At 44.3% G+C, this 17,198-nt stretch carries 15 protein-coding genes; 10 read left to right on the top strand and 5 right to left on the bottom strand.

Features of this window, described 5'->3' with window-relative positions:
• The 7 genes from L865_RS0116235 to L865_RS0116205 all read left to right on the top strand — a co-directional run.
• On the top strand, positions 1–280 hold a 280-nt coding region (locus L865_RS0116235), incomplete at its 5' end, for an integrase core domain-containing protein (RefSeq protein ID WP_028774205.1).
• 306 nt (positions 281–586) lie between these two features.
• Positions 587–1,951: a bifunctional UDP-N-acetylglucosamine diphosphorylase/glucosamine-1-phosphate N-acetyltransferase GlmU gene (gene glmU, locus L865_RS0116230; RefSeq protein WP_028774204.1), complete on the top strand. Its 1,365-nt coding sequence runs from the start codon at positions 587–589 to the stop codon at positions 1,949–1,951.
• A 242-nt stretch (positions 1,952–2,193) separates the two neighbouring features.
• Entirely contained in the window at positions 2,194–4,305 is a 2,112-nt protein-coding gene (locus L865_RS0116225) for a TonB-dependent receptor (RefSeq protein ID WP_028774203.1), read from the top strand.
• Between the two features lie 142 nt (positions 4,306–4,447).
• Entirely contained in the window at positions 4,448–5,218 is a 771-nt protein-coding gene (locus L865_RS0116220) for a DeoR/GlpR family DNA-binding transcription regulator (RefSeq protein ID WP_028774202.1), read from the top strand.
• A gap of 27 nt (positions 5,219–5,245) precedes the next feature.
• On the top strand, positions 5,246–7,075 hold the full coding sequence (gene glmS, locus L865_RS0116215) for a glutamine--fructose-6-phosphate transaminase (isomerizing) (RefSeq protein ID WP_028774201.1): 1,830 nt from the start codon (positions 5,246–5,248) through the stop codon (positions 7,073–7,075).
• Between the two features lie 612 nt (positions 7,076–7,687).
• The gene (locus L865_RS0116210; RefSeq protein ID WP_051484659.1) at positions 7,688–9,190 is read left to right on the top strand and encodes a DUF1254 domain-containing protein; all 1,503 of its coding nucleotides are present in this window, start codon (positions 7,688–7,690) and stop codon (positions 9,188–9,190) included.
• 92 nt (positions 9,191–9,282) lie between these two features.
• Entirely contained in the window at positions 9,283–10,107 is an 825-nt protein-coding gene (locus tag L865_RS0116205; protein WP_028774199.1) for an alpha/beta hydrolase, read from the top strand.
• Positions 10,108–10,152: 45 nt separating this feature from the next.
• Here the strand turns inward: L865_RS0116205 and L865_RS0116200 are convergent, their stop codons facing one another.
• Genes L865_RS0116200 through L865_RS0116190 form a run of 3 tightly spaced genes read right to left on the bottom strand, consistent with a single transcriptional unit; the run spans position 10,153 to position 12,362 of the window.
• Positions 10,153–10,863, bottom strand: a complete 711-nt coding sequence (locus tag L865_RS0116200) for a pirin family protein (protein WP_028774198.1) — start codon at positions 10,861–10,863, stop codon at positions 10,153–10,155.
• 29 nt (positions 10,864–10,892) lie between these two features.
• Complete coding sequence (locus L865_RS0116195) at positions 10,893–11,858, bottom strand: glutathione S-transferase family protein (RefSeq protein WP_028774197.1); 966 nt, start codon at positions 11,856–11,858, stop codon at positions 10,893–10,895.
• Positions 11,859–11,915: 57 nt separating this feature from the next.
• Positions 11,916–12,362, bottom strand: a complete 447-nt coding sequence (locus L865_RS0116190; protein ID WP_051484658.1) for a DoxX family protein — start codon at positions 12,360–12,362, stop codon at positions 11,916–11,918.
• Between the two features lie 139 nt (positions 12,363–12,501).
• On the opposite strand from L865_RS0116190, the gene L865_RS0116185 reads away from it, so the two are divergent.
• On the top strand, positions 12,502–13,398 hold the full coding sequence (locus L865_RS0116185) for a LysR substrate-binding domain-containing protein (RefSeq protein WP_028774195.1): 897 nt from the start codon (positions 12,502–12,504) through the stop codon (positions 13,396–13,398).
• Positions 13,399–13,450: 52 nt separating this feature from the next.
• Here L865_RS0116185 and L865_RS0116180 read toward each other — a convergent pair whose 3' ends face one another.
• Entirely contained in the window at positions 13,451–14,434 is a 984-nt protein-coding gene (locus L865_RS0116180) for a helix-turn-helix domain-containing protein (protein ID WP_028774194.1), read from the bottom strand.
• Positions 14,435–14,701: 267 nt separating this feature from the next.
• Between L865_RS0116180 and L865_RS0116170 the strand changes: the two genes are divergently transcribed.
• A complete protein-coding gene (locus L865_RS0116170; RefSeq protein WP_028774193.1) occupies positions 14,702–15,400 on the top strand; it encodes a helix-turn-helix domain-containing protein in 699 nt (232 codons plus the stop codon).
• A 69-nt stretch (positions 15,401–15,469) separates the two neighbouring features.
• Positions 15,470–16,006, top strand: coding sequence for a GNAT family N-acetyltransferase (locus L865_RS0116165; RefSeq protein ID WP_028774192.1), 537 nt, complete (start codon positions 15,470–15,472; stop codon positions 16,004–16,006).
• A 53-nt stretch (positions 16,007–16,059) separates the two neighbouring features.
• Here L865_RS0116165 and L865_RS0116160 read toward each other — a convergent pair whose 3' ends face one another.
• Entirely contained in the window at positions 16,060–17,130 is a 1,071-nt protein-coding gene (locus L865_RS0116160; RefSeq protein WP_028774191.1) for a linear amide C-N hydrolase, read from the bottom strand.
• Positions 17,131–17,198: the final 68 nt, after the last annotated feature.

Raw genomic sequence — 17,198 nt, 5'->3', positions numbered from 1 at the left:
GTACTGCTCATCTGAATACCAAGCGGCACTAGCCGCCTATGGAATGACCCCATCAATGACAGATGGATATGACTGCTACCAAAATGCACAAGCAGAGCGTGTGAATGGTATTTTGAAGCAAGAGTTTTTGCTTAGTCGCTGCAGAACGATGAAAGAGCTTGGCGTTTTAATCAAGGAATCGATAGAGATTTATAATCAATTACGGCCGCACCTTAGTTTAGGAATGAAAACCCCAAATGAGGTGCATGAAAAAGCCAGTTGGGAATACCAACTGGCTTAATAAAAACCGTCAACCTATTTTAGGACTAGACATGCCACATATTGATTAAAAGTCATGGGGTCAGTTTTAGTATTTGTATATGTTGAGTGATCAATACCTATAACAGCTAACTAATTATAAATTCTAGCAGCTTGTGTACGAGTACTCTCCCTCAAGCGGCGTGTGAATACTAATTCGTTAAGTCGCCTTTGACCGCTATCTGCTTCGCTTTTCCAGACTAATTCCGTTAAAATCAGCCGATAAAATAATCCCTATATTATTGGGGTTCTCGTATATGTTAATTAGCACCAGCTCAAGGATATCTCCATGGCATTGAATGTAGTGATTTTGGCCGCAGGTAAAGGAACCCGCATGCGTTCAGATCTTCCCAAAGTATTGCACCCTATTGCCCACAAGAGCATGGTGCAACATGTTATCGATACTGCGCATCAAGTCGGAAGCGATGCCATTCAATTAGTATACGGATATGGTGCCGAGCAGTTAAAGGCAAGATTAGGCGAACAGCAACTCAATTGGGTACTACAAGCCGAACAATTAGGTACAGGTCATGCTGTTGCACAGGCCAATGATAATATCGCTGACGATGATACGGTATTGATCCTTTATGGTGATGTACCACTTATTCAAGCTGCTACGCTTGAATCTTTGTTAGCAGCTCGCGAAGCCAATGGCTTGGCAATTCTTACGGTAAACTTACCTAATCCGACAGGTTACGGCCGTATAGTGCGTGAGCAAGGTAGTGTAGTGGGTATTATTGAGCAAAAAGATGCCACCCCTGAGCAACTTGCGATTAGCGAGATCAATACCGGTATTATGGCGGCGCCGGGTAAGCAACTTAAAAACTGGCTAGGACAACTATCATCTGATAATGCTCAAGGCGAATACTATTTAACAGACATCGTAGCCATGGCTCACAAAGATGGAGTTGCAATTACCACTGCTCAGCCGCAGTCAGCGGTTGAAGTTGAAGGAGCCAATAACCGGGTACAATTGGCACAACTTGAGCGAGCTTATCAAGCACGGGCAGCAGAGCAGCTTATGCTAGACGGCGCGAATCTAAGGGACCCTGCTCGTATTGATATTCGCGGCGATGTCAGTGTCGGTATGGACGTTATGATTGATGTAAACGTGGTTATCGAAGGCACTGTGACTATCGGTAATAACGTAACTATTGGTGCAGGCGCGATTTTGATTGATTGCGATATTGCAGACAATGCAGTTATTAAGCCCTATTCGATCATCGAAAGCGCAAAAGTGGGCGTTGATGCCAGTGCAGGCCCGTTTGCGCGTTTACGCCCTGGTGCCGAGCTAAAACAAGATGCCCATATTGGTAATTTCGTTGAGATGAAAAAGGCAGTGTTAGGAGAAGGTTCTAAAGCAGGCCATTTAGCTTATATTGGTGATGCGCAAGTGGGTGCCGGTGTGAACATTGGTGCAGGAACGATTACTTGTAACTATGATGGCGCTAATAAACACCTTACGGTCATTGAAGATAATGTATTTGTCGGCAGTGATACTCAACTTGTCGCACCAGTGACTATTGGTAAAGGGGCGACTTTAGGCGCTGGCTCAACCATCACTAAAGATGTTGGCCAAGATGAGTTAGTGATCACCCGTACTAAACAGCGTCATATTAGCGGCTGGCCTCGCCCAGTAAAAAACAAGATATAAAGCTTATTTTATCGGTAAAATTCAACAAAGCGATGTGACTACACATCGCTTTTTTTGTTTGTTGTGTATCCGTTGCAAAGTGTTAGTTCGATGCGGTTTTATTCGTACAATTTAGTTTTTATTTAGTAAATTAGTAGTAGATCACACCAGTTTGTAAATTTCCGTAAAGAAACTTAAATAAAAACAATTCTCATTTATATTGCTGCCAACTTAGATTGTTTCAGATCATTTTGGGGTTGTATATGTCATTTAAATATTCGGCAATTGGTCTTGCCGTTGTTTCAGCAATTGCAAGTTTTTCAGCTGTCGCAGAAGATCAACAAAGTTCTATTAAAGAAACCAATATTGAGCGTATTACCGTTACTGGACGTACCTTTAACGATTATAAAGTGGGTAGTTCATCGGGTGCGATGCGTGGCGATATTGATTTAATGGATACACCTCAATCTGTCGCAGTCATTCCAGATTTTGTTACCGACGAGCAATTAGCCACTAACCTTTCTGAAGTACTAGTTAACGACTCTAGTGTGACCAGTGGTAGTGAAAAGTGGAACCGTCAAGTATTTAACATTCGTGGTTTTGAGCTTTCATCTGGTTCAGGCTATTTAATTAATGGCCAGCAACAGTGGTCTCACTATGTACAGCCGACTGAAACGCTGCAACAAGTAGAAGTGCTAAAAGGCCCATCAAGCATGCTTTATGGTCAATCAGGTCCTGGTGGCTTGATCAACATGGTGACCAAAAAGCCAACTTACGAAAATATGTTTGAGTTAGGTTTTGATACAGATGAATACGGCTCAACACGTTTTCAACTTGATGCGGGTGGCGCATTAAATGAATCGGAAACGATTCGTTATCGTACCGTATTAGTTAAACAAGATGATCAATATTGGCGTGAATATCAAGATGGTAGCAACCAAGAGCGTGACCGTTGGTTAGGCTATTTAAATCTTGAGTTTGATATTACTGATGATTTGATGTTGTCACTTAAGTATGACCACACCCAAGATAAAACCGGTATCGACCGCGGTGGATGGTTAGACAGCGATGGTGAGCTTATTGGTGGTAAAGATATCATTTGGGATCAGCCATGGGCCTTCACTGATAATACCATTACTAATATGGGCGCAGAGCTAACTTATCACCTATCGGATGATTGGAAAGTAAAAGCGGGCTATAACGATCAGCAGTTTAATCGTCAGCGTCTAGATTCATCGCCATCTTATACAGAAGATGCGATGGAAAATGGCTACTATATTAGCCCGTTTGATCGCTACGATGATTGGCAACATAAAACGGGTTTTGTTGACTTTACGGGTACCTTTAGCACTGGCAGTTTAGACCATCAGTTACTTATTGGCGCCAACATGCTTGATTACTACTATGGCCAGCTGCGTGAAAAAGGTGAAAAGCAATTGGTTATGCCAGGTCAGCCTGTGCCTAAACCCGATGTTGATTACCATAATGACGACACTAAGTATGAAAGTGATTACAAGCACTATGGTTTCTACATTCAAGATTTGATCACCATCAATGATAGCTGGCAAGTACTTGCTGGTGTTCGTTATGACGAGCAAAAAAAAGATGGCGAAGGTAATAACAGCTACGCGGTGTCACCAAAGTTTGGTGTGATCTATTCTCCAGCCTCAAACGGTAGCATTTACGTCAACTACTCAAAGAGCTTTACCCCACAAGGTATGGTAAACGATGAGCAAGATGTAAACGATAAAATGAACTTAGAGCCAGAGTATGGTGAGCAGTATGAAATTGGTACTAAGTGGGAGCTATTTGATGGCAGCTTGCTACTAACTGGAGCTGTATTTGATATTACTGTTTCTAATGTGACAGTCACTGAGCAGCTAGATAACCCTATTGAAGGTGGTGATGAAACAATCACAACCCAATCGGGTGAGCAACGCCATAAAGGTTTTGAAATGGGCGCTCAAGGTCAGCTAAGTGAGAAATGGTTCATGACTGGTTCGATGATGTTCCTTGATGCGGAATATATTCGCCCACAAGAAGATAGCTTAAATGGTAAAACGCCAGTTGACGCACCTGAGTGGTCAGCGAATATCTGGACACGTTATGAAATGACCGACAATCTCGCATTTAACTTTGGCGCGGTTTATGTTGGTGAGCGTTTTGCAAATACAGATAACACCATCGTTAAAGATGACTACGTGCGCTTTGACTTAGGTGCTGCTTACACCATGGATATCATGGGCAGCGATGTTAGCGTTCGCATGAACGTCAAGAACCTATTTGATACCGACTATCTTGCCGGTGGCACCAATACCGACGTAACGGTAGGTGAAGGTCGTCATGTTAGCTTAGCACTACAAGCAAAATTCTAAGTTAACTCCATTCTTGAGTAAAAGCGTCTATCTTTTGATAGGCGCTTTTTTTTGTTTGAAACTAAGATAATGGTTAATTTATTTGCTATAAAGTTTCGAATGAATATAATTATCTTTCGAAACGAAATATAAGTGAATATCAATGGCTAAGAGAAACACCCAACAACGTCGACATACTATTGTCAGCTTAGTTAATGAACATAGCGAAGTACATGTCGATGAACTAGCCCGTCGTTTCGATACCTCAGAAGTTACCATTCGTAAAGACCTTGCCGCGTTAGAAGCCAATGGCCTACTACTGCGACGTTATGGCGGCGCTGTGCTAGTGCCGCAAGAGATGGCTCAGCATAGCAGCGATAATCTTAATAATAACAAGTTAGCCATAGCCACCAGCGCAGCTGAGCTTATTCGTGACCACAACCGCATTATCATTGATAGCGGCAGTACAACTTCTGGACTTATTCAATTATTAAATAATAAGCGTGGATTAGTGGTGATGACCAATTCACTACAGCTAGCCAGCGCAATCCATGAACTTGAGCATGAACCCACATTGCTTATGACCGGTGGTACCTGGGATCCACGTTCAGAGTCGTTCCAAGGCCAAGTGGCTGAGCAAGTATTACGGTCTTACGATTTTGATCAGTTGTTTATTGGGGCGGATGGTATTGATTTAAGTCGTGGCACCACGACCTTTAATGAGCTAACAGCGTTGAGCCGCGTTATGGCGGAAGTGTCACGTGAAGTGATTGTGATGGTTGAGTCCGACAAAATAGGCAAGCGTATTCCTAATCTAGAGCTCGATTGGCAACAAATTAACACCTTAGTGACCGATGATCGTATTAGTCAGGCAGTGGTTAACCAAATTATAGCGCAGGGGGTGCAAGTCATTACCGCGCCCTATGCAAGTTAAGTTTTTATTTTATATAGGTAGATAGATATGTGTGGAATAGCAGGCGCTGTTGCGCAGCGTGACGTCGCTGAGATATTAATTGAAGGTTTGCGCCGTTTAGAATATCGCGGTTATGACTCCGCTGGGGTGGCAGTGATTAACGGAGGCGAGCTACAACGCACCCGCCGTGTAGGTAAAGTGCAAGAGTTGTCTGCAGCAATAGAGAGCGAGCCTTTAGCTGGCGGCACCGGTATCGCTCATACCCGCTGGGCAACCCACGGTGAGCCTAATCAGTCTAATGCACACCCACACATCTCAACTGATACGATCGCCGTTGTTCATAATGGTATTATTGAAAATCATGTGAAATTACGGGAAATGCTCAAAGGGTTAGGTTATTGCTTTAGCTCAGATACCGATACCGAAGTGATTTGCCATTTAGTGCATCACGAGCTTAAAAGCCATAGCAGTTTACTTGCTGCGGTGCAGGCCACAGTTAAGCAGCTCGAAGGCGCTTACGGCACCGTCGTTATTGATAAGACTGACAATGAGCGGATGATCGTAGCGCGTAGTGGTAGTCCACTGGTGATTGGCTATGGTCTTGGTGAACACTTTGTTGCTTCTGATCAGCTAGCTTTGCTACCTGTTACCCGCTCATTTGCCTTTTTAGAAGAAGGTGATGTGGCTGAAGTCACCCGTCGTGAGGTCAATATTTTTGATGTCGATGGTAATGCGGTCACTCGTGAAATTAAAGAATCAGAAGTGACTCATGATGCTGGCGATAAAGGTGAATATCGTCACTACATGCTAAAAGAGATTTACGAGCAACCACGTGCATTAGCCCATACTTTAGACGGAAGAATTGCCGCTGGGCAAGTATTGGATAGCGCCTTTGGTGACAATGCTACGAAGTTGCTTAAAGATATCAAGCATGTGCAAATTATTGCCTGTGGTACCAGCTATCATGCTGGCATGGCAGCACGTTATTGGTTAGAAGACTGGGCAGGTGTGTCTTGTAATGTCGAGATTGCGTCAGAATTTCGCTATCGTAAATCACACCTGTTTCCAAACAGCTTGCTGGTGACTATCTCTCAGTCAGGCGAGACCGCTGACACGTTAGCAGCCCTGCGCCTTGCCAAAGAGATGGGCTATAAAGCCACCATGACGATTTGTAATGCACCTGGTTCATCATTAGTGCGTGAGTCAGATATGGCTTACATGATGAAGGCAGGGGCTGAAATTGGTGTTGCTTCAACTAAAGCCTTTACCGTACAGCTCGCGGGTCTGTTAATGCTTACCGCAGTTGTTGGACGTAACAATGGTATGGATGAGGGACTGCAAGCTCAGATCACTCAAAGTTTGCAGTCTATGCCAGCAAAAGTTGAGCAAGCCTTGGGTTTAGATGATGCTATTGCTGAACTTGCAGAAGATTTTGCTGATAAACATCATGCGCTATTCTTAGGCCGCGGGGATCAATACCCGATTGCAATGGAAGGTGCATTAAAGCTAAAAGAAATTTCATACATCCATGCCGAGGCTTATGCTTCTGGTGAGCTTAAACATGGTCCGTTAGCCTTGATTGATGCTGATATGCCAGTGATCGTGGTTGCGCCAAACAATGAGTTGCTTGAGAAGCTTAAATCGAACGTCGAAGAAGTACGCGCTCGTGGTGGTTTGATGTATGTATTTGCTGATCGAGATGCCCAATTTGAATCCGATGACACCATGAAGGTTATTCCGGTGCCCCATTGTGATGAGTTTATGGCGGCATTGATTTACACCATCCCCATGCAGCTATTGTCTTATCACGTGGCTTTAATAAAAGGCACCGATGTGGATCAGCCGCGCAATTTGGCTAAATCGGTGACGGTTGAATAATCATTTTTCAGTGAACCTTTAAAAACTAGATTAAAACGGCTTACAGGTATGTGGCCGTTTTTTTGTGGGTCATTATTGGAGAGGAAAGCGGCGATAATTATGCCTACAGGAGTGCCTTTACTTGTCGGTAGCGATATTTGCCAATTTCAATCAATTTTTGAGGGGAAACTCATAGCGTTTCCGGAACGGCAATTAATACCAATCAGTATAAGAATTTGATCTACTCAGTGCGCTTTAGGCAAACTAATTCAAGGCGAATAATTGAAACAATGGTTGTTCCCTTGTGAAATTATTCAACGCAGAAGTAGGCAGCCTAAAACGCACCAGAATGGCGAGTTCTAGCGATTCTGATGCGGTGTTAACGAGCTTAACCGTAGAATAACTATGCTCTTCACTCGTTGCCTTGCCTCAGAATCGCTAAACTCTCGCTGAGTGATTAAATATTTATACTAGTTGGTATAACATGTTAACTTGCTTATATTACTAAATTTTAAAATAAAATAACCTTGTAAATTGAGGTGGAATATAGCACTGGTGTCGTCGCTTACAGGCAAAATACCAGCGCTAGGGGAAGCCGTTCACAATGGATATGAGCATTAGGAGAAAGGATTCATGCAAATAAAACGCGCGCACACCTGGTTATCTGCAGGTTTACTATTGGCTAGCAGCAGCGCCTTAGCTGACGTGCCAGAAGAAGTACTCAATTCAATTAAAACACCCGATGAAGTAAAAACCTCGATTGGTACTTTGCGTTTCAATGATGGTGCGCCAACCGCCGATACAGCTCGCCGAGTATATGATTACCTCGACACCACACGGGCGATGGACAGCTTTCTAAAAGGTATGCCGGGCGCCTCAGTTAAAGCATTGATTGATGGTGCTCATTCGCTTGGTGCGGTTGAAGCCCATGAGGTGATGATTTTTGATAAATTAATGGGGCCGGAGTCGCTGTTTCTGACAGGCAATAGCTCAACTGTTTACGCTATTCCCGATCTTGATCTAAAACGAGATGGCCCCACCGTAGTCGAAGTACCTGATGGTTTGCTTGGGGCTGCCAACGACGCGTGGTTCCGCTATATCAATAACTTGCCAACTGCTGGCAAATATTTATATGTACCGCCTGGGTATGATGGACCTATTCCTGATGGCTTTGCGGTGTACCGTCCTAAAACCTATAAAGTGTGGGTATTCTTACGTTCTTCAGTTAAAAATGGCGATGTCGCTGCTGCGGCATCACTGGTGACTGATAACGTAAAAGTTTACCCACTGTCGAAATTTGCCGAACAGCCAGAAATGAAATTTGTCAGCGCAACGGGTAAGGCGTTTAACACCATTCATCCCAATAACAGTGAGTTCTATCATCACCTTGATGAAATCATTCAATATGAACCGTTATCGGTTGTTGATGCTGAAACTCGCGGGCTGTTTGCTTCAATAGGTATAGAAAAAGGCAAGCCGTTTAATCCGGATGCTCGGATGAAGAAAATTCTTGCCGATGGTGTTGCACTGGGTAATGCGGCGTCGCGATCGATTGTTTGGTATCCACGAGATGATAAAAATTTAGCCGGTGTGCGAGTTTATCCTGATACAGATAGTAATTGGATCATGGCGTACACGGATCGTAATGTGCATTTTAATGGTGACAATGGCCAAACCATGAACACCGACGCACGAGTTATGTTCCACTATCCCTATACCGCAGTGACGCCAGCGATGGCGGCACCACGCCTTGGTAAGGGCTCGGACTACGCAATAAGCTATGTCGATGCTAACAAACAGACATTTGATGGCGCTGAGACCTACAAACTTAACATTCCAGCCAACCCGCCTACGGGCAACTTTTGGGCGGTGACGGTTTACGACACTCAAACACGTTCGATGCTGCAAACTCATCAAGCCAGTCCAACAGTTGGTGGTAATACAGACGGTTTAATCAAGAATAAAGACGGTTCATTTTCGGTGTTTTTTGGCCCTAAGGCACCAAAAGGCTTTGAAAATAACTGGATTGAGACCATTCCTGGAAAGAGTTGGTTTGTGATTTTACGTATGTACTCACCACTGCAACCATGGATTGATCAGACTTGGCGACCAGGCGAAGTTGAGCTAGTAAAGTAACTTGGTGAGAGGGCTTGAGTCAGTTACCATGCGACTGATTCAGGCCTTCGATATGTCGTAACTTGTGTGCTTGATTTGGTGGGAGCTGGAAAGTGAAGTATGTCGCTTGGTTGGTGCTGGTGTTTATCTGCCCGTGGGCGTCTGCAAAGCAGGGCTTTGAAATTCCGCGCAGTAAAGTGGTTGAGCTGACAGATCCGCAAAGTGGCAGAGTTTATCCGCTATATATCAAATTACCGCGATCATACTTAGCCAATCAAGATAAACATTATCCTGTGATATATTTAACTGATGCCAATTACAGTTTTCAGTTAGCGTCAGGTGCTACGCGTTTTCCGATGAATACCGGCGCCATGGCAGAAGCTATTATTGTTGGTATTTCTTATTCAAAGGGAGCAAAAGGTCCGTCTAGCCGTGTACGAGATTATACCCCAAGTCTCGCTAGTGATTGGCAGCTACCCACTGGTAGCGCCAAAGGGCATGCGCTGTTCATACGTGAAACGGTGTTTACTTATATTGAAACTCACTATCGAGTAAATCAATTGCAACGAACGTTTGTCGGTAACTCACTTGGTGGACTGTTTGGTGCCTATATGTTGTTTACTCAGCCTAATATGTTCAGCAGTTACATTCTGGGAAGCCCTTCGGTTTGGTTTAATAACCACGCCATACTTACTGCTAAAATAGCGAAACCGAATAAGGCTACCAAAGTCTATTTGTCTGTTGGTCAGCTGGAGCAACCTAAGTTTGGTGAACGCGAAGATATGGTCGCCGGGGCGAAACAACTAGCTGCAAAGATAAGCATGCAACCAGATAACAATATCTTACTCAAATTTTCTGTGATTGATGGTGCTAGCCATTCAACGGCATTTCCCACCACACTTATTCAAGGTTTAGACTGGTTATACGGAGTGAACTAGTTTTCACGGCATCATACTCAAGCATGCCGCTCACAACATGTCACGCTACGGCGCATCAATCACAATTATCTCTGCTTCTGCAGTCGCCTCTATTTTTAATGTGCTTTGCGCTGTCACTTCAGCTCCATCACCTTGGTGTAGATTAATCGCTTGGCCTTGTTCATCGAAAATCGTAAAACTGCCGCTGGAGGCAAGCACATAAGCCTGATGAATGATAGGCAGAGTGATTTTACTACCTGCAGTCACTTTACCCCCGTAAATACGCGCATCTTGATGAATAAACAGTGCTTGTTCAGCGTCTTGTTTATAACCTGATACCAGCAAAGGTAAGCTGTCTTTACTTGAGGTGGTGGCGAATTTTTTGCTGTCCCAACGCGGTGCGACACCTTGTTGTTTAGGTTCTATCCAAATTTGGTATAAAGTCAGTGGCTGCGTTGAGCGATTATATTCAGAGTGCATAATGCCTGTCCCCGCACTCATTACTTGTACCTCACCGGCTGGCGTAATCCCCGTATTGCCCATACTGTCTTGATGAGTGATCGCCCCGCTACGCACAAAGCTGATAATTTCCATATTTTGGTGCGGGTGAGACGGAAATCCGGCTCCCGCTTGAACCCAATCATCATTAATCACTCGCAGGGTGCCAAAGCCCATACGCTGGGGGTTGTAATAGTGGGCAAAACTAAAATGATGATTAGCCCGCAACCAACCGTGGTTGGCTTTACCTAATTGTGCAAATGCAATGTGGTTGATCATCATTTATCTCCCCGTTGGTTGATGAAGGTTTACTTTAAGATTGCCGCTCTATCATGGGGCAAGCCAAAATCCTGTGTTGGTCCTTTAGGCACTATCAACGTTGGGTTAATGGTTTCATGACTCGCGTAGTAGTGGATTTTTGTGTAATCCAAATCGACGGTTTTGGCGACGCTGCCAAACTGATATAGCTCGCGCACATAATTGCTGATGTGATGAAATTCGCTAAGCTTATTACGGTTACACTTAAAGTGACCATGGTAAACGGCATCAAAGCGGATCAAGGTGGTGAATAAACGCCAGTCTGCTTCTGTTAATGTGTCACCGACTAAATAGCGTTGAGTGCTTAGATGCTGCTCTAGCCAATCTAAACTGTCAAACAACTCATCATAAGCTTTGTCGTAAGCTGCTTGAGTGGTCGCAAAACCTGCGCGATATACCCCATTATTGATCGTGTGGTAAATACGCTCGTTAACAGCATCTATCTCGTTACGCAGTGCAACGGGATAATAGTCATCATGGTTGCCAGTTAGATCGTTAAAGGCACTGTTAAAGATGCGAATGATCTCACTGGATTCATTATTGACGATGGTTTGGGTCTTTTTATCCCACAATACTGGCACAGTAACTCTGCCTTCATAGTCGCTAGCGGCGCGCAGGTACAGTTGATACATATACTGTTGCTGGTACAAATCATCATTAAAGTCACTGTTATCATCAGCAAACTGCCAGCCGTTTTCGCGCATTTCTGGCTGCACGACACTCACAGAGATAATCTCTTCAAGTTGTTTTAGTTGTCTAAATATCAAAGTTCGGTGCGCCCATGGGCAAGCCAAAGAGACATAAAGGTGATAGCGACCCGCTTCTACCGGGTAAATACTGTCCTTGTCATTTGAAATACTATGGCGAAAACGACTTTCCTGACGTTGAAATTCACCTTTGTTGGATTTGGTTTCATACCAGTTATCAACCCACTTACCGCCTACGATTAGTCCCATGATGATGCTCCTTAAAATCTATTGATTAATGTTGGTTTAGGTGTCGCTTTAGTGTGCTTAAGACAGCTTGCGGCTTATTGAGTTATCGAGTGCAAATCGACCCGCACCCTGCAGCGCTAGTGCTAGGCTGATAGCAAACAGTGCTAAACCAAATTCATAGCCGTTGTTCGACATAAATAAGCCATTTTCAAAATGGACACTAAAAATGGCCACCAGCATGGTAACGGCCAGCACGACAGCGGTAGGGCGAGTCAGTAAACCCACAAGTAATAACAGTCCACCGAAGAACTCCGCGCTCCCTGCAAGCAACGCCATTAAAAAACCGGGTGCCAGACCAATCGACTCCATCCATTGCCCGGTGCCTTCTAGGCCATAACCACCAAACCAAGCAAACAGTTTCTGGGCACCATGTGCAGCAAAAATAGTACCTGCGATAAGTCGCAGTGGTAGGGTGGATAGGCTTGGGTTTGAGTTAAAAATCATTTTTAATGCCGAGCTTTTCATAACGTATTTCCTAAAATTTTTTGGCCATCGACTGCTGTAGTCTTGAATATGAACTTATTGTAAATAAGCGCAGTTATTGGAATAACCGTAATTATTTGCTTAATATGTTCAAAATATTTGAACAATTGAGTAAGCAGATATGCAGCATTCACCTATCACCCTAGAAGCACTGCTTGTTTTAGATGCCATTGAAAGCCGGGGCAGTTTTGCTGCGGCGGCAGAGCAACTCGATAAAGTGCCATCAGCGGTGTCATACATAGTGCAAAAACTGGAAGAGCAGCTGTCGGTAACCTTGTTTGTTCGTCAAGGTCGGCGGTCAGTATTGACTCCTGCTGGGCGCTATTTGCTTGAAGAGGGGCGTAAAGTACTGGGCGTTGTTGGTAATATTGCTCAACAAACACAAACCATTTCTCACGGCTGGGAACCTCGGATCCGTATCGCCTTTGATACTATTTTTGATGTGAAACTATTGCTGCCTGTACTGGCCGATTTTTTACATCATCACCCCAATATTGAAATTGATCTGAGTGAAGAGGTGATGCACGGTGGCTGGGAGGCGTTAATTGAAGACCGAATCGACCTTTTAGTCGGGGCGCCAGCCCCCATTCCTAGCCAGCAAGGTATTCGTGCAACTAAGGTGTTTCAATTTGTGCAAAAACTGATAGTGGCCAAATCGCACCCGTTAGCGAATCCAAATTCAGCGATCATCAAAGCAGATATTGCCCAGTATCGGACTGTCGTTGTACATGACTCAGCCGAAAAAGCGGTGCCATGGTCTACCAACGTCATTGAACAATCACAGCGGTTTTACGTTAGCAGTATTGAACATAAAATTGCCGCTATCAGTGCGGGTGTTGGGGTCGGCTTTTTACCGCTTGTTCGGGTACAAAACCAACTTGCTAGTGGTGAGCTGGTGGCAGTTGATGTGATTGATGCTAACGATCAAGCTGAAGATATTTACATGGCTTGGAAAATGGTCAATAAAGGTAAAGGCTTACAGCAACTACGGACACTGATCACGCAAATAGCGCAGTAAGCCAAGTGGGGCTGAAGTGGTCGTCCCGAGATATTCATTGTGAAGCCGTTATTTACTCATCATCATCTTTACTGAACAGTTCCATTAACCCGACTAAGGCGCCAAACAATACCGCACCAACGGGCCAAACTATCCAAGTGACGCCCCAGTCCATGGTCCACAAACTCCAGCCAAGGAATATCGCGGTGACTAACGGCCAATAAAAAGCGGCGAGTTTTTCAGCGCGCTTGGTGCGCTTAGACTTTACCGAACCTAAACCGCTTTCTTCGAGTATATGGGTATAGGCGTCAAACCGCGTTGAGGCAGGAATAATAATAGCGAGCCCTATCGCAATCATAAACAGTAATACAATCAACATCATTAGCGCGCTACCAGCGTAATCAAATAGCATGCTAACAACGACTAGCGGCACAAAACTAAAAATAAATAGGCCCACTGCGACAGACAGGCGAGTATTGTAACTGGGGCGGAAAGTCTGCAAACGTTCGCTAAACACACTATGTACGCCATAAGCTAGCTCAAACTTTTGGTTGTCGATAATGTCAGTGTCTGCTTCATATTGATTGGTTTTGATGAAAAAACTCACTGCGATCGTTACCAGCACTAAAATACAAATGATACCGATTGCAGTGGCAATATCGTCGGTCATATTAAGCCGTTGAGTCTCGGCCAGTGCTAATAAGAAAAACAGCGGTATTGCAGAGCAAACACATAATATCACCCCTTTGGTGGTTAACGCTGCCGCTTGCATTTTACTGTCTACATATTGGCTAGCTTGTTCTAAGCTCACCTGAGTTAAGCCTGAGGGTTTGACCTCATCATGCTCGCTGACGTTTTCATACTCATCTTTAAGCAGGAAATCCGTTGAGACTTCAAAAATGTCGGCCAAGCGAATTATCTTGTTGAGATCGGGAATGCTATTGGCACTTTCCCATTTAGAAACTGACCGCCTCGATACGTCCATTTTTTCCGCGAGTTCTTCTTGAGACCAGCCGATTTGTTTTCTTAATTTAGTAATCTTTTCCGCTAAAATCATAATGTGCATTCCTTCGTATAGTGATGTGAGCCTAGCGTAAAAAATCGGTTGGTTGCAGACTAGCAAGTCCAGTTGTTATTTTGTCAACTGCTGGTTGCTTTTTCGCTATCTTATTAAAAATATCCAGTTTTTTCTTAGTTATCAAGTCATGAGTTATTAGCATTATCATCACTGTCGTAAAACTGTCGACGGGTATTTATTGCCTAATGTTAGCCATTAAACCATGCTAATAGCGTCGAAAATAATTGAAGTTATGAGAATTCATTTATGCAGCTCAGTGTAGAAAAATTAAAGCAGTTACGTCGTAGGCAGGGCTGGTCGCAAGAGTTATTAGCTAAGGCATGTGGTTTATCACTTCGAACCGTGCAACGCATTGAGTCTGAGGGACGCGCTTCTGCTGAGTCTGTTCTGGCATTGGCATCAGCTTATCAAGTTTCACCTATCGATCTACAAGGGGCTAACGCAGTCATTGAAGCCGACTGGACGAGGAGCAAGATCATGCGAGCAATAGTCATCATTGCATTAGTTATCGGGTTAATGTTGAGTTTGTTTTCGGTTGTCGCCGAAATCAGCACCTACATAGATTTGCCTATCGCTATTTTAATATTCTGCTTTACTAGCTTATTAACCTGTCTGAGTGTGGGGGTTGAAGGATTACTGATGAGTGTTAGAGGGGTTAAATATCTATTTGCTGAAGATATTCAAGGTGGTGAGCCCATTAGACGCTTGGCAAATGTATATCAGCAACAGATCACTTATGTGTATGCCAGTGCCGTACTGGTGTGGTTAGTTGGCCTTGTGGCGGTGGTGGTTGAAATCGGTCAGCAGTTTGATTTACACCACTTACAGCAGGTATTTGCCTATTCTATTCCGGTGTTAATTTTGCCGTTTTTATACGCGGTAATAGGCAGTGAAATGTTACTTCGGCCACTAAAAAGTAAGCTACTGGTTCACCTTGATGATTAATGTCGCTACGCTGGTGCCTATAAATCGATTTGTTGTTGCCTAAGGTGCGGCAATACCGTGGAGTAAGCTATGCAATATTCTATACTAAATGGGGTTGATGACACCGAAGTGGTCTCGCTGTTCCGCACTGTTTTTGCCGATGCAGAAGGGGAAAGTGAAGGCCAGGTTATCGGTCAGCTCGTCTCTGAAATGCTCGGGACGACCGCTGCCGATGATATTGTCACTTGTATTGCAATTCAAGACGATGCCATTGTGGCTGCTACCTTATTGACGCGGCTTAAAATGAGTAATGAACAGCAGGGCTTTATTTTATCGCCGATGGCAGTTGCGACATCGATGCAAGGACAAGGAGTTGGCCAACAATTGATTCGATTTGCTATTGAGCAACTGAAAACCCAAGGCGCCGATGTATTGTTGACCTATGGCGATCCTAACTTTTATGGCAAAGTCGGTTTTGAGCCGATTAGCGAGCAGGTAATCGCTGCGCCGTTTCCTTTGTCGCATCCACATGGCTGGATTGGCCAATCATTAAACGGTCAAACTATTGAAGCATTAGCTGAACCGGTGCAATGTGTTGCGGCGTTAAATCAACCCCAATATTGGTAAGCTTAAGCGTCACCACCAATAACTTGGTGGTGACTCGCTAGTATGAGAGTTGCTTACTTAGTGCATGCTCCCCAAGAGATTTTTCCTGTTTGGTGCGCTTGATTAAAGATATCAGCACACATTTCAGTTTGCATGGTTTTGATGTCATTGATGTGCAAAGATAACTGGCTGGCATTGCCTTCGTTGTAATAGGTGATACCGCCGGTTTCAAGTGAGTAAACAAAGGTTTCCCAAGTGCGGTAGCCCACATCATTAGTAGGGTCAATCATATCTGCTGGCACTTTGTTGCCGTAGTCGAAGATTGACTTTATTTTGCCACGAATGTTCATCCACTCAGTGCCAATACTGTCGTCGTTCCAGTTGGCTGCATGGGTCGCAGCTAAGCCTCGTACGTTGCGATCCGCTGAGCTAATAGAGCTAGGCAAACCAACAGTTTGAGTTGTATCGAACTGTGCTGCGTATGCACGATGGTCTTGTTGTAGAGGTGAGTTAGCCATTACCCGCAGATCGGTACTCACATCGCCGCGATGCACCACCATTTTTCCACCTGCATTTAGCTGAAATAAGGCGATGTCGCCTGACTTATCTTGCACGGAGACATGAAAGCCATGCTGATGGCCGCCAATACCTGTTTTGAAAGCGATTTGCCATTGGCCGTCTTCAAATGCTTGTACTGCTTCTTCTACATTGGCGTAGCTTTCTACAATAAACGGTACGATATCGCTTAAGTGTACGGCGGGTTTACCATCATCTTTGATATCTTTAATAAAATATTTGGAATCGTCCATATAAAGCATAGATGCAGAAAGTCCCTCGGTATTAATCGCCTCACCAGTGGTATTGTGGAAGGTTTCTACCTCTTCAAAAGACACTGTGTTGTATTTCACCTGCCAACTCGCAGCATGCTGGTATTCAGGTACGGGCTTGCTTGTGCGTTCAGTACCGTTAACTTGCACGCGAGCGATTGATTTTAGCTCTGTACCGCCCCAGTCATAAGAACGGGCAATGGAAATGCCGTGAGCATCACCGGTGTCCTGAATAATACGTGAACAGGCACTTGCGGTGCCGCTGGCGACAGATGCAATGCTGGCTATCATAGTTAAAGCGATAATAGATTTTTTCATGGTAATACCCTCTCGGTCATCAAATGAGTAACTGGTTATCAATTGCAAAGCTTGATTGCTTGAGACCT

Origin of the sequence: Shewanella waksmanii ATCC BAA-643 (assembly GCF_000518805.1) — a bacterium.
Classification (GTDB): Bacteria; Pseudomonadota; Gammaproteobacteria; order Enterobacterales; family Shewanellaceae; genus Shewanella; species Shewanella waksmanii.
Note: the sequence above shows the minus strand (reverse complement) of the source record. Positions and strands in the feature narration are given on the sequence as shown.